General features: G+C 45.6%; 17 protein-coding genes. 3 read left to right on the top strand and 14 right to left on the bottom strand.

Annotated elements, in window-relative coordinates; all coding sequences use genetic code 11:
* Positions 1-130: 130 nt before the first annotated feature.
* The 3 genes from AABI20_RS00180 to AABI20_RS00190 are packed head-to-tail and all read left to right on the top strand — an operon-like array spanning position 131 to position 3,663.
* Entirely contained in the window at positions 131-1,381 is a 1,251-nt protein-coding gene (locus AABI20_RS00180) for a homoserine dehydrogenase (protein ID WP_053068955.1), read from the top strand.
* A complete protein-coding gene (thrB, locus tag AABI20_RS00185) occupies positions 1,375-2,256 on the top strand; it encodes a homoserine kinase (protein WP_338346411.1) in 882 nt (293 codons plus the stop codon). The genes AABI20_RS00180 and thrB overlap by 7 nt, the downstream gene beginning before the upstream one ends.
* A gap of 57 nt (positions 2,257-2,313) precedes the next feature.
* Entirely contained in the window at positions 2,314-3,663 is a 1,350-nt protein-coding gene (locus AABI20_RS00190) for an aspartate kinase (RefSeq protein ID WP_047975158.1), read from the top strand.
* 187 nt (positions 3,664-3,850) lie between these two features.
* Here the strand turns inward: AABI20_RS00190 and AABI20_RS00195 are convergent, their stop codons facing one another.
* The 14 genes from AABI20_RS00195 to AABI20_RS00260 form a co-directional block, all read right to left on the bottom strand.
* Entirely contained in the window at positions 3,851-4,207 is a 357-nt protein-coding gene (locus tag AABI20_RS00195; protein WP_288846107.1) for a YlbF family regulator, read from the bottom strand.
* A 49-nt stretch (positions 4,208-4,256) separates the two neighbouring features.
* A complete protein-coding gene (locus AABI20_RS00200) occupies positions 4,257-6,332 on the bottom strand; it encodes a PBP1A family penicillin-binding protein (protein ID WP_288846106.1) in 2,076 nt (691 codons plus the stop codon).
* A 71-nt stretch (positions 6,333-6,403) separates the two neighbouring features.
* A complete protein-coding gene (argS, locus tag AABI20_RS00205; protein ID WP_338346414.1) occupies positions 6,404-8,095 on the bottom strand; it encodes an arginine--tRNA ligase in 1,692 nt (563 codons plus the stop codon).
* A gap of 238 nt (positions 8,096-8,333) precedes the next feature.
* Positions 8,334-8,588, bottom strand: coding sequence for a hypothetical protein (locus AABI20_RS00210; protein ID WP_059393417.1), 255 nt, complete (start codon positions 8,586-8,588; stop codon positions 8,334-8,336).
* A 49-nt stretch (positions 8,589-8,637) separates the two neighbouring features.
* Positions 8,638-9,870 carry a bifunctional phosphopantothenoylcysteine decarboxylase/phosphopantothenate--cysteine ligase CoaBC gene (gene coaBC, locus AABI20_RS00215; protein ID WP_338346416.1) on the bottom strand — a complete coding sequence of 411 codons (1,233 nt, stop codon included), beginning with the start codon at positions 9,868-9,870 and terminating at the stop codon, positions 8,638-8,640.
* Between the two features lie 2 nt (positions 9,871-9,872).
* Complete coding sequence (gene murE / locus AABI20_RS00220) at positions 9,873-11,414, bottom strand: UDP-N-acetylmuramyl-tripeptide synthetase (RefSeq protein ID WP_338346418.1); 1,542 nt, start codon at positions 11,412-11,414, stop codon at positions 9,873-9,875.
* A 220-nt stretch (positions 11,415-11,634) separates the two neighbouring features.
* Positions 11,635-12,771 carry a cation:proton antiporter gene (locus AABI20_RS00225; protein ID WP_047975151.1) on the bottom strand — a complete coding sequence of 379 codons (1,137 nt, stop codon included), beginning with the start codon at positions 12,769-12,771 and terminating at the stop codon, positions 11,635-11,637.
* A gap of 316 nt (positions 12,772-13,087) precedes the next feature.
* Positions 13,088-13,234 (bottom strand): putative holin-like toxin, encoded by a 147-nt coding sequence (locus AABI20_RS00230; protein WP_338346421.1) that lies wholly within the window; start codon positions 13,232-13,234, stop codon positions 13,088-13,090.
* 378 nt (positions 13,235-13,612) lie between these two features.
* Positions 13,613-14,638: a tRNA dihydrouridine synthase gene (locus tag AABI20_RS00235; protein WP_288846100.1), complete on the bottom strand. Its 1,026-nt coding sequence runs from the start codon at positions 14,636-14,638 to the stop codon at positions 13,613-13,615.
* 240 nt (positions 14,639-14,878) lie between these two features.
* A complete protein-coding gene (locus AABI20_RS00240) occupies positions 14,879-15,478 on the bottom strand; it encodes a non-canonical purine NTP pyrophosphatase (protein WP_338346423.1) in 600 nt (199 codons plus the stop codon).
* 17 nt (positions 15,479-15,495) lie between these two features.
* Positions 15,496-16,527 (bottom strand): biotin--[acetyl-CoA-carboxylase] ligase, encoded by a 1,032-nt coding sequence (locus AABI20_RS00245; protein ID WP_338346425.1) that lies wholly within the window; start codon positions 16,525-16,527, stop codon positions 15,496-15,498.
* Positions 16,528-16,595: 68 nt separating this feature from the next.
* On the bottom strand, positions 16,596-17,156 hold the full coding sequence (locus tag AABI20_RS00250) for a biotin transporter BioY (protein ID WP_338346427.1): 561 nt from the start codon (positions 17,154-17,156) through the stop codon (positions 16,596-16,598).
* Between the two features lie 123 nt (positions 17,157-17,279).
* Positions 17,280-18,338 carry a YutD-like domain-containing protein gene (locus AABI20_RS07555; RefSeq protein ID WP_421825112.1) on the bottom strand — a complete coding sequence of 353 codons (1,059 nt, stop codon included), beginning with the start codon at positions 18,336-18,338 and terminating at the stop codon, positions 17,280-17,282.
* 32 nt (positions 18,339-18,370) lie between these two features.
* Positions 18,371-19,708, bottom strand: coding sequence for a bifunctional metallophosphatase/5'-nucleotidase (locus AABI20_RS00260; protein ID WP_338346429.1), 1,338 nt, complete (start codon positions 19,706-19,708; stop codon positions 18,371-18,373).
* Between the last annotated feature and the right edge of the window lie 114 nt (positions 19,709-19,822).

A 19,822-nucleotide genomic window follows, 5' to 3' on the forward strand; every position in this document is an offset into this window, starting at 1 on the left:
GACGTACTCCTTCAATCTCATTGATTTCTAATGATATTATAACAAAAACATTCCTTTTTAGGCGGGAAAATGGTAAAGTTAATAGGAAATTATCCTTACTTGACAGTAAAAAACGATAGAAGGAGTCATCATGGAAGTTAAGATTGGCCTTTTTGGCTTAGGAACAGTTGGGATGGGCTTGTTAACCATCTTAGAGGAACAAAAAGAAAAAATCAGTGAAAATACTGGTTTAGACCTGACCGTAAAAACCGCGATGGTCTCTTCTTTAACCAAGGACCGCCCTGGTTTAAGCTCCACCATCCAACTGACCACCGACCCAAAGGACATCTTAGATGATCCAGAAATTGATTTGGTTGTCGAAGTTGCCGGTGGTACTGGCTCCGCTAAAAACTGGATTAAGTCCGCTTTGGCAAGTAAAAAACCAGTTATTACGGCTAATAAGGACCTGATTGCGACCGCTGGGGAAGAACTCCTTGACTTAGCAAACAAAGCGCAGGTGCCCCTCTTATATGAAGCAGCAGTTGCCGGTGGGATCCCAATTATCGGTACCCTACGCGAATATTTCCGTACCGATACCATCCGCTCATTAGCGGGGATTGTGAATGGTACCACCAACTACATGTTAACTCAAATGGCCGATAATGACCTATCCTACGAAACGGCCTTAAAGCAAGCACAAGACCTAGGCTTTGCCGAAGCGGACCCCACAAATGATGTCGCTGGCTACGATGCTGCTTACAAGGCCATTATCTTGGCCCGTCTGGTCTTTGGATTGGAGGCTGGATTAAAGGACATTCAAATTACCGGTATTCAAAAGATTACGGATGAGGACATCGCCGCCGTTAAAACACTTGGTGGCCAACTCAAGCTTCTTTTCCGCATCGATCAAATCAGTGCCGATTCAGTGGCCGTTATCGTTGCTCCCCAGGTTGTGCTACCACAATCACCTCTGTCACAGGTCCACAATGAGAATAATGCTATTGCAGTGAACAGTGATAACCTCGGTCAAACGCTTTTCTATGGCCCTGGGGCTGGTGCACGGCCAACGGCCCAAGCCGTTTTAGCCGATATTTTGGCTGCCGCAACGGCACCAAAGGACGCTAAGCAACCGTTGTCAGAAAGGGAAATGACATTAGCTGGCGAACGAGTTCAAGCCTATTGCTGGATTCTGAATACAACTGGTGCAAACAATGTTAGCCAAGACACCAAGGACGAACTCCGTTCATTGATTGTTCGTCAAGCCAGCCACGAAAATAACCGGCTTGGCTCTCAGCTCGTCCTTTATACCAAAGAAATGTCCAAAGATCAGCATGATGCCCTTCTTGACGCTTTAACAACTAATCGGACATTAGCAAAGGAGTTTGTGATTTATCCATGCTAACCATCACTGTACCATCAAGTTCTGCCAACCTTGGTCTTGGCTTTGATTGTCTTGGACTTGCATTAAACCTTAATTTAACCGTAACCGTTGGTCCAAAAACTGATACTTGGCAAGTGGTTCACCCATTTGGCGCAGATATTCCAAACGATGAAACCAATCTCATTGTTCAAACTGCTCGACTCGTTGATCCAGATATTACACCCCACCAACTAATCGTTAAAAGTGACATTCCACTGGCTCGTGGTCTTGGATCTTCCTCATCAGCATTAGTAGCCGGTCTTTTCTTGGGGCACTACTTAGACGATCAAACGATTGATCGTCACCAAATTCTACAAGAGGCAGCAGCCCTTGAGGGTCATCCGGACAATGTTGCGCCAACTATTTTAGGTGGCCTACAATTAACAGACGATGACCAAAATGGCGTACAAGCCACTACCCTTCCACTACCCAAAAATTTGGTCGCGGTTACCTTTATTCCGGACTACCCATTAAAAACCGCGGAAGCAAGGGCGGCTTTGCCTGCAACCTTACCACTCAAAACGGCCGTTCACCAAAGTCAACACCTTGCCAACTTGGTTGCCGCTTGCTACTTAGGTGACCAAAAGCGATTAATGGATTTAGTAGAAGAAGACCAACTGCATGAACCCTACCGGGCTAATTTAGCACCAGAATTCTTACAAATTCGTGCCTTAGCACACCGCCTTGGTCTAGCAGGAACATACCTGTCGGGAGCTGGACCGACAGTTATCTCAATAGTTGAACGAGGACACGCTGACCAGCTACTTGAAGCCATCAATGGCCTCAAGCTGAACGGCACAGCAACCATTTTAGCTGTCCAACACACCGGTGCCACCCTCACAGGTACATTGGATTAAAGACACTCAATCTGTTTTGATTTATGAAAGGAGTGCCGGTTTCTTACCGGCAGTATTATGAAAGTAACAAAATTCGGCGGTTCCTCTTTAGCAACTGGAGCCCAGTTTGAACGCGTCATCGATATTTTAAATCAGGATGAAGACCGTCAGGTCGTTGTGACCTCCGCCCCTGGTAAGGCAAAAGAATTTCCAATCAAGGTTACCGACCTCTTGATTCGCTATGCCAACGAAACTATCAACGATGAGGATGCTACTGAAACGCTCTTAGCGTTGAAGGAACGCTATCAGACCATTGCCGACCACTTTAACCTCGATCAAGAGGTTTTCCAAACGATTCCTGACCAAATTGACCAATTGGCAAATCATCATTATCGCTCCTACTCTTATTTGCGAGCTGCCTTTGCCGCCCATGGCGAGTATTTAAACGCGCAATTACTGGCCTTGATTCTGCAAGCTAAAGGTGAAAAGGCAGTTTTCGTCGACCCAAAACAGCTTCATATGGAAACCGATGCGACAACCGCAACCCTAAATGAAGAAACCACTTATCAAGACCTTGCCGCCTTTGAAATCAAAGATGATACCCGTTATATTTTCCCAGGTTTCTTTGGTTACAATGACCGTGGCGAGATGGTTACCTTTTCTCGTGGTGGTTCCGACATCACCGGTGCGATTTTAGCTCGTGGCTTAATGGCAGAAGTCTATGAAAACTTTACAGATGTCTCTGCTATTTACGCCGTCAACCCCCGGTTGGTCAGCCACCCAGCAGCTATTAAGAACATGTCTTATAGTGAAATGCGAGAATTATCCTACGCTGGCTTTGCCGTCTTCCACGATGAAGCCATTATCCCAGCTATTCAAGCTCAGGTACCAATTAACGTCAAAAATACCAATGATCCAACTGCTCCTGGTACTTGGATTGGTCCAGCCGAACAAAATAAGCCGGAACGCCGTGTAACAGGAATTGCCGCTTCAGACAACTTTTGTGCCCTTTACCTGCACCGATACCTGTTAAACAAGGAAATCGGCTTTACCATGCGCATTCTAAAAATTTTGGACCGCCATGGTGTTCCTTACGAACACATGCCTTCTGGAATTGATGATTTAACGATTATCTTCAACAAAAAGAGCCTCAATAAGGAACAAATCGAACAAATCCAAACAGATATTGAGCGTGAATTATCACCCGATACAATGGCTTGGCATGATGACTTTTCCATTATTATGGTTGTCGGTCAAGGAATGATTAACCGTGTTGGTGCCTTTACCGAAATCGTTACACCACTAAAGGACGCCGGTATTTCGTTGCAAATGGTGAACCAAGGTGCTTCTGAAATTTCAATTATGCTTGGTGTCGAATCTAAGGACGTTGATAACGCGGTCAAAGCCATTTATCACAACATCTTTTAAATCAAAATTAGTTTAGGCAAGACCATTGCACCACGATGGTCTTGCCTTTTTTGCCCTCGGTCAAGTTAGACGGTTAAGGTTTCCAAATCACACAAAAAGAAGCCAAAACCTTTGGTAAGTTTGGCTTCTAGTAGAAAAAGGCCGAACGGTTAAACCATTCAGCCTTTTTCTGATTTATTCGAACAAATTAAGCTTGTTGTACCTTGGCGTATGACTCAGACACAGGCTTTGTCACGATTTCGTTGATTTCACCCAACAACGTGTTCAAAATCTGTTCTGCGGCCATCAAGTCCTTAATCTTGTCGTTTTCTTGGACTTGCTTAGCGACAGCATCCCATTCCTTTTCTTGGTCAGGAGTAGGTTGTTGCTGTGCTTGCATCATTTGTTGCACAATCATTTGGATTGACTGGAATTGCTTAAACAAATCCTTCGCAGCATCATCGCCTTGAACTGCGTCAAAGGCAGTTTGCCATGACTTGTATTGATCAGTTTCGACCAAAACCTTAGCCATTTCGTTTGCGTTATCGTAAATGTTAACTGTCATTATTATCCCTTTCAAATACAAATCGGAGTAGTGAAATCACTAATAATCTCTACTTAAATGCTCCTGTAATAGTATCCCATACTTTAGCCGCACCAGCAACTGTGGTATTCACACCGTTACTGAAGTTATTTGCTGCGTTTGTGAACCAATTTGATGATGAAGATGATGAAGTATTAGTATTGCTAGTGTTCGTTTGACTAGCGTCTGAAACACTAAAGTTATCACCTGTCGTATTTGGTAAAATTTGACCCAATGAAGTCTTCACGAAGTAACCAATTGTCCCCATCAAGCCGATTGGTAGAGAACTTGTATTGTCACCTTCCAAACCTTCCCAAGAAACTTGAACGATATCCTTGGTGTAGGCCACAGCCCATGAATCCTTTGAGGAGTTCGCATTGTTTGAATCATTAGGATTCTCAGTAGTTCCAGTTTTACCGGCAATCTTATAACCAGATGGTGCTGCACCCGTTCCAGTTCCGCTGGTATAAGTACCAAGCATCATTTTTGTCATATTATCCGCAACTGATTTTGAAATCACTTGCTTTTGAGTTACCTTTGGCTGAGCAACAATCACCTTGCCAGAAGAATCAACAATTTTGGTAATATAGTGGGCTTGTGACATCGTTCCGCCGTTTGCAAAAGCCGTATAGGCGGACGCCATTTGAGATGGTGACACACCAGTCGTCAAGCCACCAAGGGCCAAAGCATAGTTTTTATCTGCATCAACCAGTGGCAAGCCAAACTTCTTACCAGAGTCCCAACCAACATTTACACCTAACTTATTCAGCAAATAAACAGCTGGAATATTGTAAGAATGCTCTAAGGCCACATACATTGGTACATCGGCCGTTTCGACATTCAGCGCATTATTTGGCGAATAATTATTCGTACCAAAGGTCATCTTCTTATTAGGTAACTTGGTATTAATACTGTAGCCCGCTTCCAATGCTGGCGCGTAAACAACCAAAGGCTTAATAATGGAGCCGGGTTGCAATTGTGACTGAGTGGCACGGTTAAAGCCACGGAAAGTATGTTGGGTTTCACGGCCACCAATAACGGCTCGAACACCACCCGTCTTAGCATCTAAGACAATCGAAGCCGCCTGTGCCTGTGACTGATTTCCAAAGAGACTACTCTTCTGGAAATCGTTTTGCATGTTTTCCTGGTCTTTTTGGTTCAGGGTTGTATAAATTTTATACCCCCGGTTCATGATGTCTTTTTCGTCCAAACCGTACTTATTGACGGCTTCATTAATCACGGCATCAAAGAACCATGGATAATGATACGACTCATCACCCGTATAGTTGTCATGCAGCACAATGTCAGTTGCCTGAGCAGCCTTTTCCTGGTCCTTAGTCAACTTCTTGTTTTCATACATTGTCTGCAAAACCAAATTTCTTCGAGCCTTCGATCGATCTGGATTATCGATTGGGTTAAAGCCCGATGGATTCGTCAGCATACCGGCCAAAGTAGCTGCCTGCTCGGTTGTCAAGTCCTTGGCATGAACACCGAAGTACTTCTCTGAAGCATCTTCAACCCCCCAAACACCATGACCAAACCATGCATTATTCAGGTACATCGTCAAAATCTGATTTTTCGAATAAACCTGTTCAACTTGCATAGACAAGAAAATTTCTTTGGCCTTTCGAGTAAAGGTTTGCTCTTGAGTCAAATAGGCATTTTTTACCAGTTGCTGGGTAATCGTTGACCCACCACCAGAGATGACATGTGAACCGGTCAAGCGATTACGAACAAACAAGTACGCTGCTCGACCAAGGCCAGAAACGGAGAACCCATGTTCCTTATAAAAGTTACGATCTTCAATCGACAAAACGGCATCGCGCATGTTCTGTGAAATCTGATCATATTTGACATAAGTACCCTTTTGCGAGTACAACGACCCAGCATAGTTATTCGAACTATCGTAGATATTCGTCGTTTGTGACAGTGATGATTCCAGCTTTTGGACGTGCATCGTCTTGGCCATCGTCACTAAGTAGACTGAGGTCACTAAGAACAGCGACATAAAAATCAGAATCAGAAGTCGACCAATTTGATAGCGGTTCCAAGTCGGGGCCGTTCGTTTCCAAAAGGTTGTATTTTTAAGTGAAAATTTTGCTTTCATCCGTTTTCCTTTAACCAACAGGGCTCATGCCTGCCGCATAACGCACAGGTGGTCACCGATAAAAAGAGTTTTTACATTTCCTTTGGTGCTTGCACACCAAGAATTGAAAGTGCAATTGTCAAAGTCGTGGATACGGCCTTAACCAAAGCGAGACGACCATTCAAGTTTTCATCTTCTGCCAAAATCTTAGAATTAGCATAGTACTTATTGAACGAGCGAGCTAGCGATAATGCATATTTAGCAATCACTGATGGTTCGCGGTGGTCAAAGGCCCGCACAACAGTATCAGGGAAGTTCACCAAAGTTGTCACAATGTCCCATGTTTGTGGATCATCAAGACTGATTTGCCTTTCGTCGACCGTAACGCCAGCTTTCCGAAGGATTGATTGAGCCCGTGCATTCGTATACTGCACGTATGGTCCGGTATCCCCTTCAAAGCGAACGACTTCACCAAGGTTAAAGTCAAAGTTGTTGGTCCGGTCATTCATCAAATCGTGGAAGACCACCGCTCCAGCACCGACTTCTTCGGCAACCTGGTCTTTATTGACCAAATCAGGATTTTTTTCGTTAATTTGTGAAAGAGCAAGCTCGTGGGCATCATCCAAAACATCCTTCAACAAGACAACGTCACCCTTACGAGTTGACATCTTCTTACCGTTAAAGGTAATCAAACCAAAGGAAATGTGTTCAACATCGTCCGCCCATGGTAATCCAAGCAAATTCAAAACAGCCTTTAATTGCACAAAGTGTTCACGCTGTTCGCCACCAACGACATACAAAGACTTCGCAAAATCATAAGTTTCCTTACGGTAAATGGCCGCTGCCAAATCACGAGTCATGTACAAAGTAGCACCATCAGTTCGCTTAATCATCGCTGGAGTCAAATTTTCATTGATTGAGGACAAGTCAACGATTTGCGCCCCTTGGGATTCCTGCAAGAGCTTCTTTGCTTCCAACATATCAACGACCTTATCCATCTTGTCGTTGTAGAAAGCTTCCCCATTAAAGGAATCAAATTCGATGCCCAAGCGGTCATAAATTTCCGTAAATTCCTTCAATGATTCCTCACGGAACCAGGCCCACAAGCGCTTTGCCTCTGGGTCGCCATCTTCAAGCTTTTTAAACCAAGCACGACCCTCATCATCCAATGATGGGTCTTCCTTTGCCTTATCGTGGAATTCCACATAGTACTTCAAGAGAGTGGCAATTGGGTCGGCCTTAACTTCTTCTTCCGATCCCCATGTCTTATAAGCATAAATCAGCTTACCAAACTGGGTTCCCCAGTCACCAAGATGATTAATTTTAACTGGCTGGTACCCGTTTTCTTCAGCTAAGTTCGACAAAGCATTGCCAATCACTGTTGAACGCAAGTGTCCCATTGACATTGGCTTAGCAATGTTTGGTGATGACATATCCAAAGCGATGTTTCGCCCCTGACCCCGGTTATTCTTTCCGTATTGGTCGCCAGCAGTCAAAACAGCGGTCAATGTCTCTTGTGTTATCGCCTTCTTATCCAAGAAAAAGTTGATGTAAGGGCCAGTTGCGACAACCTTTTCAAAGCCACTTTGGTCGATTTGTTCGACAAGGTCAGCCGCAATTTGCTGTGGGGCCTTCTTTAAGACCTTTGCCAAAGTAAAAGTTGGAAAGGCCAAGTCACCCATCTTAGTATCCTTGGGCGCTTCCACCTTGCTTGCGATTTCTTCAGCTGTCATGTCAGGTAGGACCGCCTGTAAGGCGGAAGTCACTGCTTGATTCGTTGCCATTGTATTATCCTTTTATTAAAAATTTCACTATCTTGCAAAAGAGGACCCGTCTCTTATTAACCAAAGAGACGAGCCCTGCCCGCGGTACCACTCTAATAGCCATATGGCCACTTTGTTATCAAATTCTGAGCAGAAAAAGCCGCGCGGGCCAGGGCCAGCCCTTAACTCACACTAACGTTAAGGTCACTGCAAAGCTGGGCACCTGCCTTCTATCTTTTTCAATTACAACCAGGATGTCTTATTCAGACTTTTCGTCCTGGGGTGCTGCCTTGATGACTTCCACATCGGCCATTCGAACAACAGCGCGGTGGTTCATTTCATTGACGGCTGGTTGGTCGGCTGGATCATTTTCGATGATTTCAACCAACAATGCATTTTCGTAAACCTTTTCAACCTTACCAGTAAAGGGGTTTTCAAGGTTCCCGTATGCTGGGGCGAGCAACTCATCCCCCACGTGATACTTGGATTCTTGCTTTTCGTCTTCCTTGCTCATCACAGCCTCCTGCTTACTTTCGTATAGGTCACTATTATACCATAAAGTTTTAAGATGTTAGTAAATCAGCTACCAGAGCGATAATGTCTTCGGCAACTTCTGTCTTCAATTTGGCCGCTACCTGGATTGGCTCCTGGTCAGCGGTGACCAACGTCACCTTGTTTGTGTCCTTATTGAAGCCAGCGTCTGCCTCCAAAACATTATTGGCCACAATCAAATCGGCATGCTTTTTGACTAATTTAGCCTGGGCATTTTCAACCAGGTTTTCGGTTTCGGCCGCAAAGCCAACGACGACCTGTCCCGGCTTTTTCGTCTCACCAACGGTCTTTAAGATGTCGGGATTTTGCACCAAATCTAAAATCATGTGCTCATCACCATGCTTCTTGACCTTGTGATCAGCTACTTCAGCCACTCGGAAATCAGATACCGCTGCAGCGCCGATGTAAACATCAGCTGTGGCCACTTCTTTTTGAACGGCTGCCAACATCTCTCTCGTGTCACCAACCAAAATAACCTGAATGGCTGGGCTTACCTGCCGTGAGGTGGCCGCCACCAATGTGACGGTCGCACCAGCTGCGCGGGCCGCTTCGGCTAGGGCATAACCCATTTTACCAGAAGACTTATTGGTCAAATAGCGCACCGGATCAATTGGTTCCCGCGTTCCACCCGCGGTAATCACAACTTTTTTGCCGGCTAGGGGCTTTTCCTCAAAAACAGCATCTTGGAAGTCGTCAGAGTGTAAATCAGCAACGGCCTTCACGATTTCAGCTGGTTCCACCATTCTGCCCTTGGCTTCATAGCCTTCGGCCAAGAAACCACTAGCCGGTCCGATAAAGTCAAAACCGTCTTGCTTTAGTTGGTCAACATTTCGCTGCACCGCGGGACTACTCCACATCACGTCATTCATCGCGGGTACAGCAATCTTGCGAGCTGCGCTAGCCATGACCGTTGCCGTTAACACGTTGTCGGCAAGTCCCAAAGCTAATTTAGCCAAGGTATTGGCCGTCAAAGGTGCCAGCACAATCAAATCAGCCCACTTCGCTAAGTGAACGTGGTCAACAGCGCTGCTAGGTCCTTGCCAACTTGCATCGGTCAAAACGGGGTACGTCGAAAGCACCGCCAAAGTCTTGGCTGGTAAAAATTCTTGGGCCGCATCCGTCATCACCACTTTGACATTGGCTCCAGCTTTAATCAACAGCCGCGTTAATTCGGCTGCCTTATAGGCTGCGACACCGCCCGTTACGGCTAAGAGGATGTTTTTATCTTGGTAAAAAGCTGTCATGGCTAATCCTCCACGAGTAATCCCTGGCCGGCCAAAAGGGCCTGCTGGCACTCTTTCACAGTGGCATAGTCACCGATGTAGGGTGTATCAACGCCATCGACCTTTTGGTAAGGGTCCTCACCCTTGCCGGCAACCACAACCAAGTCATTTTCGCCAGCTAAATCAATCGCCTGGTGAATAGCGGTAATCCGGTCCATCTCAAAGTGAACTTGGACATGGTCATTCGTGATACCATCAGCAATTGTCTTGGCAATCGTCAATGGGCTTTCGTACTGGGGGTCGTCAGCCGTCAAGAAGACTTGGTCAGCCTTTTGTGACAAGACCTTGGCAAAATCAGCTCGGCGGGAAACACCCTTATTTCCTGGTGCACCCAGAACAACAATGACTTGTCCATCTGGGGACTGCGCCTTGGCAAAGGCCAAAAGCGATAGTAAGGAAACGTAGTTGTGAGCGTAATCGACAAAGGCGACCCCGTGACCAGGCAACTTTAATGAAAGCATCCGGCCTGGAATCGTGACCTCATCCAGCCCCTTCACCATTGACTGATGGTCAGCTCCGGCTAGCCCGACCATCATCAGTGATGCCACGGCGTTTTCCTCGTTGAAGTCACCGGGAAGGTTCAAGCGGTAGCCACCACTAATCACGTGTAAATCAGGCACCGCCACACCAGTTGTCACCGTAAAGTGTGACTCGTGCAAAGCGGACTCTTGACTCGTAAAGGTCACTAATGGTTGCTGACCATTAACAGGTGCCGTTCCGGCGCGACCATAAGTCAACACGCGGTCATGCTGACTAGCAGCGCGGTCAAAGATTGCTTGGTAGTGGTCCATTCCCGCATTTAAAATCACGTGGTCGGAATTATCCAACAGCATTTCCTTATGTGCCAAATAATCGGCAAATGTTGGATGCTCATTTGGTCCGATATGATCCGGTGAAATATTCAAAAAGGCCCCAACGTTAAAGCGCAAACCATAAACACGGTTACGCAAGTATGCCTGTGAGGAAACTTCCATCACCAAGTGGGTCATCCCATTGTCGACCGCACGGCGCATGTCTTTAAAGAGTTCAAAAGATTCGGGCGTGGTCAAATCTGATTTTTTCTTATCCGCTGGATTTGGGCCAACAATCCGATCGACCGTTGAAAACAATGCCGTCTTCCCCGCAGTTGCTTCTTTCAGCATCGTATAGGCAAAGTAAGCAGCCGTTGTCTTCCCCTTGGTTCCCGTAAAGGCACCAATCCAAAGCTGGTCTTGCGGGTAATCAAAGTAGGCCATCGCCAACACTGATAAAGCCTTTTGACTATCAGTCACCAACCACTGGGGTAAATCAGTACCCAAATCATGGTCAGTTACCAAGGCCGTCACACCATCGACCCCGGCAAGGTATTCCGCCTTAAAGGCCCCTTTGACAACAAAGAGCGTCTGGTCCTGGACCTGACGGGTGTCATAATGAAGGTGGTCAAAGACCAAATCATCAGTTGGTTCACTGACGAGTAGGTCGTGTTTTTGTAAAATTTTTGTCACATCTTGTCTAGTTAATCGCATAGACTCATTATAGCATAGGCCGACAAAAAGCGAACCTTTAAAAAGACTGAAACTAAGCCTTTTTTAGCAAAAACAGGCCGAGAAAACTCGGCCTTATGTGCAGCCATTTTTTAGTTACATGCTCCTGAAAAGGAACAAAACATTTCCTATCAGTTAACTTATTTCATTTTCGCTGATTTCACGTCCCATAAACCAATGGCTATTCAAGTTATCAGTCCACTTATTTTCTTAATAATGGTTTTAAGGCGATTGGCGTGAAAATTGTCGTTAACAAAATGACGATCGTCAACATCGCATAATGACCCGAACTCAACGCATGAGCTGACAGTGCCAAATCAGCAATCACAATGGCCATCTCACCACGTGAGACCATCCCAACACCGACAACCCGAGCATCGCCAACCGGCACCTTGACTAGCCGAGCTCCAAAGTAGGCCCCAAAGAACTTCGTCAAAATCGCGAAAATTGTCAAAATCGCAATCAACGGCAGATTAGCTAACTGGCCAACGAGTGTAACCTTTAACCCGATATTAACAAAGAAAATCGGAATAAAGACGGTTTGACCAACTAAAGTGACGCCGTATTCAATCGCCGCGGCTGATTTCTGCCGAGAAAAGAGCACGCCGACAACAAAGGCCACGATGGCTCCCGAAAGTCCAATTTTCTCTGACAAGGTTGCACTGAGTAAAACGATTACCAGTGCAAAATTCAGAACAGCCCCCGGTAGCGACAAGCGACCGATTGCTGGCAAAATTTTTGGCAATACGTAAAGCAAAACTGAAACTAACACAAGCAAAAACATGACCATCAATAAAATGGTGAACCATAAGGGGCGCTGAATCTTTTCGCCAATTCCAAAGACCGTCTGGTAGACCGTCCACATCAAAATTGCCAAAATGTCATCTAAAACGGCTGCTCCCAAGATAGTCGCTCCGGCGTCTGATTTGACCTGATGATACTCAGTCAAAATTTGCGCCGTAATTGAAACGGATGTGGCCGAGAACAGCACCGCCCAAAAAAGAGATTTTTCATCGGTCATCCCCAAGGTCAGTCCCAGTACCAAAAAGACCACAAAGGGCGTTACCACCCCGGCTAGAGCAACCGTTACCGCCTGTCGGGCATGGCGCTTTAACAATCCAAGATCAGATTCAATGCCGGCCAAAAACATTAAGAGCAAAACTCCGACCTCTGCCCATGTGGCTAAGCTATGATTAGCAGACAGCAGATGAAAACCTGCTGGTCCCAAAATAATCCCCGCACCAATTTGACCAACAACAGTCGGCAGTCGCAAGCGCTCCGCTAGCCAAGACATCATCAAAGCCCCGAACAAAATCAATCCAAATGTCCAAATCGTCATTTTCTTCCTCCACATTTATAGCCTAGTCAGCTTGAAATGAGCAAAGAAAAAAGGCCCACTCCAAGTAAACCTAACTCCCCCGTTAGGCTCCGCCTTGAGTATGACCTCAACCAAAGTTTTTTATTCAATACTGCCATTGTAGCATTAATTAAAACGAAAATTCAAATCGTTCACAACGTCCATGTGCATTTTAACAAACATTCCAACCGTCCTGTTGGCACTCGAACATCTTGGTGTTATAATGGTGTTGTGGAAAAAGCGCTGTAGCTACAACTACAACGCTTTCTAGCAAACCCGTAAAACGGTGGCTATCTGATTAGTTATAAATAACCATCAGCTCGTCAAAGCCTGTGATGGTTATTTTTTTTTGGCTTAATTTAATAAGCTCAATCACTAATCCCAGCAATATCAGAACAAAAGTTCCGAAAGACAGCATTAATTGTAAGGCAATCGTCACCGACACCCTGGCATCTCCTTTCTTAGAATGTGATTGTTGGTTTTAACACCATACGCACCACCTCCTTTGAAAAAGGATAGCCACCATCCACGCTTGTTTGCTATACAAATACTATAGCATAAAACCCTCGAAAACATTGATATAAAGCTGTTTTTGGACATTTATTACCGATTTATTCAATACCATGCAAAAATAAAAAGGCACCGATTTACCACACCTAATGAGTTCATTAAAAATGAATTCACTACCATAATTTAAAAGCAACTTAAAAGGACTGATACCGAGAAAATACGGGGTATCAATCCTTTTTACTTATTCAAATAATACGTCTTAATTTGTTGGCTTATCTCATCGCGGCTTAACCAATCACAATGATGATATCCCTTAACGTGCAGGAGTCTGCAAAAGGTCACCAACGTGTTCTGCCAATAAAGCCCGCACTTGATCGGTTGCGTGAGTTTCCATCAGCAATTGGCGCAACTGAGAAGCATGAGGGAAGCCCCTCAGGTAAATCTTAAAGTAACGCTTCAATGCTTCAAAGTTCTTGATAGAAGCCGTCTTATTCACTTCATCAAACAAGTCCAATTGCAATTCCAAAAGAGCGATTGATTCTGCCAAAGTGTGGTCCTGATGGCCTGGTTCAAAGGCGTATGGGTCGTTTAAGACGCCACGGCCAATCATCACCCCATCAATACCAGGATGTTCGGCTGCCAAAGCCAAACCGTGCTCGTAGTCCTTGACATCCCCATTGATTTGGAGAAGTGTATCCGGTGCCAACCGATCACGCATGGCAATAATGTCATCAATCAACTCGAAGTGAGCCTCAACCTTTGACATTTCCTTCCGAGTTCGCAAATGAATCGTCAGCACTTGAACGTCCTGTTCGAAAATCATCGTCAACCAGTCGTGGTACTCTTCGACTTTATAAAAGCCTAACCGCGTCTTCACAGATACGGGCAAACCACTTTCCTTGGCTGCAGCGATTAGTGCCTTAGCTCGGTCCGGATGGCGAATCAAATCAGAGCCGGCATCGTTCTTGATAACTGTGCCATCTGGGCAACCCATGTTTAAATCAACGGCCTGATAACCCATTTCAGGAAGCAACTTGGCTGCTCCAGCAATCACTTCTGGCTTTGATCCCCAGATTTGAGCAATCGGCATTTTTTCGCCCGGAGCAACCGCTAACCGACCCTGAACGGAAAACTTTGCCTCAGGGTGAACCATTGATGCAGCGTTCGTGAACTCCGTATAATACACATCCGGCCCACCAGCTTTGGCAACCACGCGACGGAAAATTGTATCCGTGACCGCTTCCATTGGTGCCATTGAAAAGAATGGTCGCTTGTTCCCGTTTTCATCTTTGGCTTCATCTACAATCTTTTGCCAAAATGCACTCTTAGCAGTTGTCATAAGCCCTCCTTTCGGCTTTTTAAAAGCCCAGTAAAATCAACCTTACTATTTTAGCATGATTAGCTGTCTTTTTCAAAAATCGAGGTCTTCAATGAAAATCTTCCACGAAATCTACCAAAAGAAAAAACCGACACCACCATAGATATGACTCCCGAAACTTGTTCATCAAATTTCATCGTTCGTATCAACACAGTGGCAATCGGTCCAGTGTTACTTTCTGATTTTTAAAAAAGAGTTCGGTTATTCTGCCGTTTTAATTTCCTGTAAAACCTGAGCCAAAGCTCGGGCACGGTCGTGATAGGTAACTAATTCGGACATGGTCATTTCGGACAAAGTCAGACCATTTTCGGCCTCCATAATGTCATCCAATCCGCCAATTAAGTCCCCACGTCGTGCCTCCGTAGCAATCTTAACGCCACCCTTGCCGGCACCAGTATACAGTTGACCGGCCGGGCTGCAGGCGGCCAAAACAGCCAAAAGGTAGGCCGACCGATCCTGCCCTTGATCATAAAGGCTCAAAATATAGTTAATCTCGGCTTCCTTACCAATCACATTCAAGCTCTTAAATTCACGCGAAGAGGTCACGCCAAAACGGTCGGGAAAAGCCTGCAAGTACAGACCGGTGTCATCAGCTAAAATCCAATCATCCGGTAAATACTGGTGAATAAAAGTTGCTTTGGCCTTTGCATTCTCTAACTGTGAATCGGTCGTTTCCTCCGGAAAAGCCAATTCCTTTCCCAAAATATCTCGATAATTGGTCACGCTATAACCCATTTCTTGAGCCAAAACGGCCATTTCCTTAGTCTTAGCAGAATTATTCGAAGCAAATACAAAGTCCATGTCGGCAGTTCTCTTTCCTACAAATTTAAGTTTTCCAGGAGTTTAACCTTGGTCACCTCACCCGCATAAAGCGTCTGCTGTTGACCCGTAGCATCCTCGACCATGATTAAACCACCCTGGTCGCTAATACCGGTGACTATCCCAGTTTTTTCATCTGTACCAACCTTAACAGTTATAGTGTGACCAATCAATAAGGAAAGCTCTCGATACGCCGGCAGATACGCACCGCTTTGGTAGGTATCCGTCATTTTTATGAGGTTAACAATCAATTGAGCCAAAATCACATTTAAGTCCAAATCAGCTTCACCATCTGCCAGTACTGTCCCCGCCTTGGACTCGAGTCCATCTGGAAAAGCACCTGGCATTAGGTTAATGGCAAAGCCAAGGATCACAGCCGAATATTGTTGGCTCTCAAAGTCAAAAATTCCCTCCGTAATCACGCCACCAATTTTATGATCATGTAAAATCAGGTCATTGACCCATTTTAGTTGAAAGGGAGCGGCCGGAAAAAAAGTTTGCAGTCCCTGAACTAGAGAAACAGCGGCCGATGTCGTTAAGAGACTCGGTGCTAATTGTGTGCCAACCGGTACAGGCATTGCTAACGAAACGTATAACCCGCGGTCCTTTGGCGAATAAAACGTTCTACCCTGGCGACCATAGCCACCACTTTGCTCTCTAGCCACCAACAAGGCCGGTCTTATCAACGGCTGCTTGGCAACCATGTCCTTAGCATAGGCCTGGGTAGAACCAATTTGTTCAAAAACTTGCACCACTGGCTGCTGATTTTCAACCAAATCAGAACCCAAAAGATGCAGCCACTGATTTAGCACGAGAGCATCCACTTGCTGACTGCGTAAGTAAGCATAGCCAGCCTTCTTGCGACTCGCAATTTGATGGCCGTCAGCCTTTAACGACCGCACGGCCTTCCAGATTGATTCACGTGATAAATCCAAGGACTGGGCCAAGCTGTCGCCAGAAAAATAAACACCAGGTTGCGTTAATAAAATAGCTAAAACTCGATTTTTGGTACTGAATTCCTGTTTCTTCATCAAGTCTTCCTTCCAATCGTCACCGACTAGTACGGCCGCAAAGCAGCCACACCGCAACCGCTAAAACCTTAATGCTGACTCGCCTGCCAAAGAGCCTGATCTAAGAAGACTGCTAGAGCAATTTTCAGTAAATCACCAGGTACAAAGGCCATGTTTGCCCAGTAGGCAGACCAGAAGCCAAGCCCCTGGTTAAAATGCAGCCAAGCAGCCCCCATCCCAAAGTCCAAAATCAGATCCACGATGACCAGCAACACCACACTCTGCCACCAAGCCGGTTGGGCTAAGTTACGATGGCCAAACACCAAGCGATTCAAACCCCAGTAAACGGCCGGGAAAAGCAACCAAGCCCAGATATAACCAGCTGTTGGACCAGTCAAGACAGCTAAACCACCTCGACCACCGGAAAGGACAGGCAAACCGACCGCTGCCAAAAGCAAGAAAACGGTCATTACCATCGTTCCTCGTTTCGGTCCTAAGATAAGGACCACCAGCATAACGGCTAAGTTCTGGAGTACGATTGGTACCGGTAGGAAGCCTAGCGGAATTCCTGGAATCATTGCAAAAACAATTAATAGCGTAACAAAAACAGCGCCTTTCGTTAAGTCTTGTAAACGTGATGTTGTTGTCATCAACATGCTCCTCTTTTTTAGTAACCCTATTTAATTTGACTAGGTAACTAAAATATTAGCAAGAAATACTTCGATTGTCAAAATAAAACCAGTAATCGTAATCGATTACTGGTTTTATACTTATTATTGCCGTTCCTTAATCGTAAAGGAACGCTTATTATTGGCTGATTTTGCCCGAGATTGTGTATTTTTACCCTTTGAAGGGACAGAAGTTTGCTTTGGCGAATTAGGTGACATGTTATTGCCTTGCTTTGCCCGTTGCAACTTTGAATTTTTACCAGCCTGGCCCGCCTTGGCACTTTGGCCTTGGCGAGTATTCTTCTGGTTGAATCCATCCTGACGGTTTTGACCTGAAATCTTCGACTTTTGGCGTTGACCGCTACCTTGACCGCCCTTCGTTCCTTGACGCTTGCGTTTTGGTCCACCGGCCTGGTTGGCCTTCTGCTGTTGATTGCGGTGACGGTTATTAACTGTCGACTCCTTCTTAGCCAAGTCTTGACTAGCAGTTTCTCCCCCCTGCTTCTGATTAGATGATTCTTGAACCGCCTCATTGGTATTCCGCTCAATTTTTTTAAAGCGATGTTGATTATTATTCCGCCTTGAGCCGTTTCCGTTTTGACCACGCTTAGCCGAACCACTGCTATTCTTTCTTTGGTCACTATCCTGTCCACCCCTGTTGCTTGGACGTTGGTTACGACCATTAGAAACCTTAGCAGTTTTACGGCCATTAGTGGGTTTCTTTGGACTGGATGGCTTGCGTGCCGGCTTCTTAGGGTTAGCAGCCTCCCAGTCGGCTAAGAAATCATGAACCCTAACGGGACGGAAGGCCGGAGCAGCATTCGATAAGACGAAGTAAGGGGCACCGAAATTAACATATTCATACAGATAATCAGCCAAAGCACTGATTTTTTGGTCAGCAGTCACCTCCCGGTCTTCTTGGTAAAAACCGCGCAAGCGCAATTGGTCTGCCGAAATGTCACCAACAATGTAGTCATACTGCTTTAAAAGTGGCGTATAGCGGATTGCTAATTTGCTCGCATCAAAGGCATCCTTGAAGTTTTCCTGCAAAGTCAACTTCAACCCATCAATAGTAATTTCATCCCCAAAAACGCTGACCTGAAATTCTTTTTCACGCTCAGCTTGTTGGGTAATTGTCCGTTCTTTAAGACTTTCGTGGTTCATAATTCCTCTTCAGCCACTAGTAGCTCTTCAATCTACTGGGCATGTTTTTGATAATATTGTGCGAGTAATTCTCGCAGAAAAATTTTTTGATTGATTTTAGCGGGCGCCTCATCCAACACTTGAAAAAAGTTAATCCAGCGATAATGGTCCAAGGTTGCAATTTGATAAGCTTTTTCCGGTTCAACTACCCGACCCGCATACCGCAATTGGCCGTCATCATCAAGGTCAAGGCCATCAATCAATAGGTGGCCAAAGACCTTACCGCGGAAACCAGATCCCTTCATCTTTTGATTGACCAAATCAGTGCGCCGCTCTTGAAACTCAGTGGTCAAGGCCATCAATTCCGCCCCAGTTAAAGTCGTCACCATTGGGTGAATCGCATGTGGCATGGATTCTAGGAAGTCTTCAGCCGTATCCGTTCCTTCCGGCAAATCCTGTAAGAACAGGCCAGAAGAACAAAAGGCAACGGGCAATCCCGTCGTCTCCTTCAAGGCAGCCAAACAGGCCTGTCCCTGATCAGAAACTGTTTGTTCCTGGTTAAAATGAACAATTTTCTTTTCTTCTTCCAGCTCTGCCCCTCGATCATGAAGAGCCTGAATTTCGGCTAAATCACCAGGTTCGGTTGCTAATTCACCGAGCGGAATGGCTCGTGCCTGTTTCGAAACCACATGATGCTGGTCGTCTACAACCAAATCAATTTGGCCAGTGTGGTCGCCATAACGTCCAGCAGCCGCCAACAACGTACCGTGATCCATTTCACCATCAGGCAAAACATGGTGCGTATGTGCCCCAATAATCACGTCTAAATCGTATTTTTCAGCCAAATCACGGTCGGTTGGTAATCCCAAGTGCGAAAGCAAGATCACCAAGTCAGCCTCTTTTCTCAGTTTTGGCACCAAGTCGTCCAAAACGTCTTCAACCGGTAGCGGTTGCCAGTCCAATGACCGGTAAGTCATTTGATAGGGAGCCGTCAAACCAATAATGGCCACCTTCGTCTGATTGTTAGTGGTCAATATCTTGTAAGGTTCTACCCAGGCAGGCTGATTTTCCCCTGGCAATTCCTTCAAGTTCGCCAGAATCACCGGATAATTTGCTTGATCGTATAAATGATTCAAATCAGCATGGGCCATGCCCAAACCTTCATTATTACCAATCGTAACAGCGTCATAGTGAGCAGCATTCATCAAGTCGACATTCGCCTTGCCCAAAGTAGCGTCGGTTAGCGGATGGAAGCGGTCAATAGCATCACCAATATCGAAGTTAAAAGTTGTATCCGCAGTCTTTTCAGCTAGCAAAAAGCGACGTATGCGTGGCCATGCCTCAAAGTGCGAATGCAAATCATTGGTGTGTCGTAATTGTATGGCTTCCATAGCTTACCCCCGTTCATCTTATCTTATCATTAAAGGACGTTTTTCAGAAAGCTTTTATCAAAAAAGTATCCACAAAAAATAAGGTCTAAATCGTCGAATCGCAATACGCCTTCT

Origin of the sequence: Fructobacillus cardui, assembly GCF_963580785.1 — a bacterium.
GTDB classification, from domain to species: domain Bacteria; phylum Bacillota; class Bacilli; order Lactobacillales; family Lactobacillaceae; genus Fructobacillus; species Fructobacillus cardui.

Bases quoted from the DNA above. Each gene is read 5' to 3' on its own strand.
- argS (WP_338346414.1), bottom strand. From the start codon at position 8,095: ATGGCAACGAATCAAGCAGTGACTTCCGCCTTACAGGCGGTCCTACCT.
- AABI20_RS00235 (WP_288846100.1), bottom strand. From the start codon at position 14,638: ATGACAACTGCTAAGAGTGCATTTTGGCAAAAGATTGTAGATGAAGCC.
- coaBC (WP_338346416.1), bottom strand. From the start codon at position 9,870: ATGACAGCTTTTTACCAAGATAAAAACATCCTCTTAGCCGTAACGGGC.
- AABI20_RS00195 (WP_288846107.1), bottom strand. From the start codon at position 4,207: ATGACAGTTAACATTTACGATAACGCAAACGAAATGGCTAAGGTTTTG.
- murE (WP_338346418.1), bottom strand. From the start codon at position 11,414: ATGCGATTAACTAGACAAGATGTGACAAAAATTTTACAAAAACACGAC.
- AABI20_RS00180 (WP_053068955.1), top strand. From the start codon at position 131: ATGGAAGTTAAGATTGGCCTTTTTGGCTTAGGAACAGTTGGGATGGGC.
- AABI20_RS00250 (WP_338346427.1), bottom strand. From the start codon at position 17,156: ATGACAACAACATCACGTTTACAAGACTTAACGAAAGGCGCTGTTTTT.
- AABI20_RS00210 (WP_059393417.1), bottom strand. From the start codon at position 8,588: ATGAGCAAGGAAGACGAAAAGCAAGAATCCAAGTATCACGTGGGGGAT.
- AABI20_RS00200 (WP_288846106.1), bottom strand. From the start codon at position 6,332: ATGAAAGCAAAATTTTCACTTAAAAATACAACCTTTTGGAAACGAACG.
- AABI20_RS00190 (WP_047975158.1), top strand. From the start codon at position 2,314: ATGAAAGTAACAAAATTCGGCGGTTCCTCTTTAGCAACTGGAGCCCAG.
- AABI20_RS00225 (WP_047975151.1), bottom strand. From the start codon at position 12,771: ATGACGATTTGGACATTTGGATTGATTTTGTTCGGGGCTTTGATGATG.
- AABI20_RS07555 (WP_421825112.1), bottom strand. From the start codon at position 18,338: ATGAACCACGAAAGTCTTAAAGAACGGACAATTACCCAACAAGCTGAG.
- AABI20_RS00260 (WP_338346429.1), bottom strand. From the start codon at position 19,708: ATGGAAGCCATACAATTACGACACACCAATGATTTGCATTCGCACTTT.
- AABI20_RS00240 (WP_338346423.1), bottom strand. From the start codon at position 15,478: ATGGACTTTGTATTTGCTTCGAATAATTCTGCTAAGACTAAGGAAATG.
- AABI20_RS00245 (WP_338346425.1), bottom strand. From the start codon at position 16,527: ATGAAGAAACAGGAATTCAGTACCAAAAATCGAGTTTTAGCTATTTTA.
- thrB (WP_338346411.1), top strand. From the start codon at position 1,375: ATGCTAACCATCACTGTACCATCAAGTTCTGCCAACCTTGGTCTTGGC.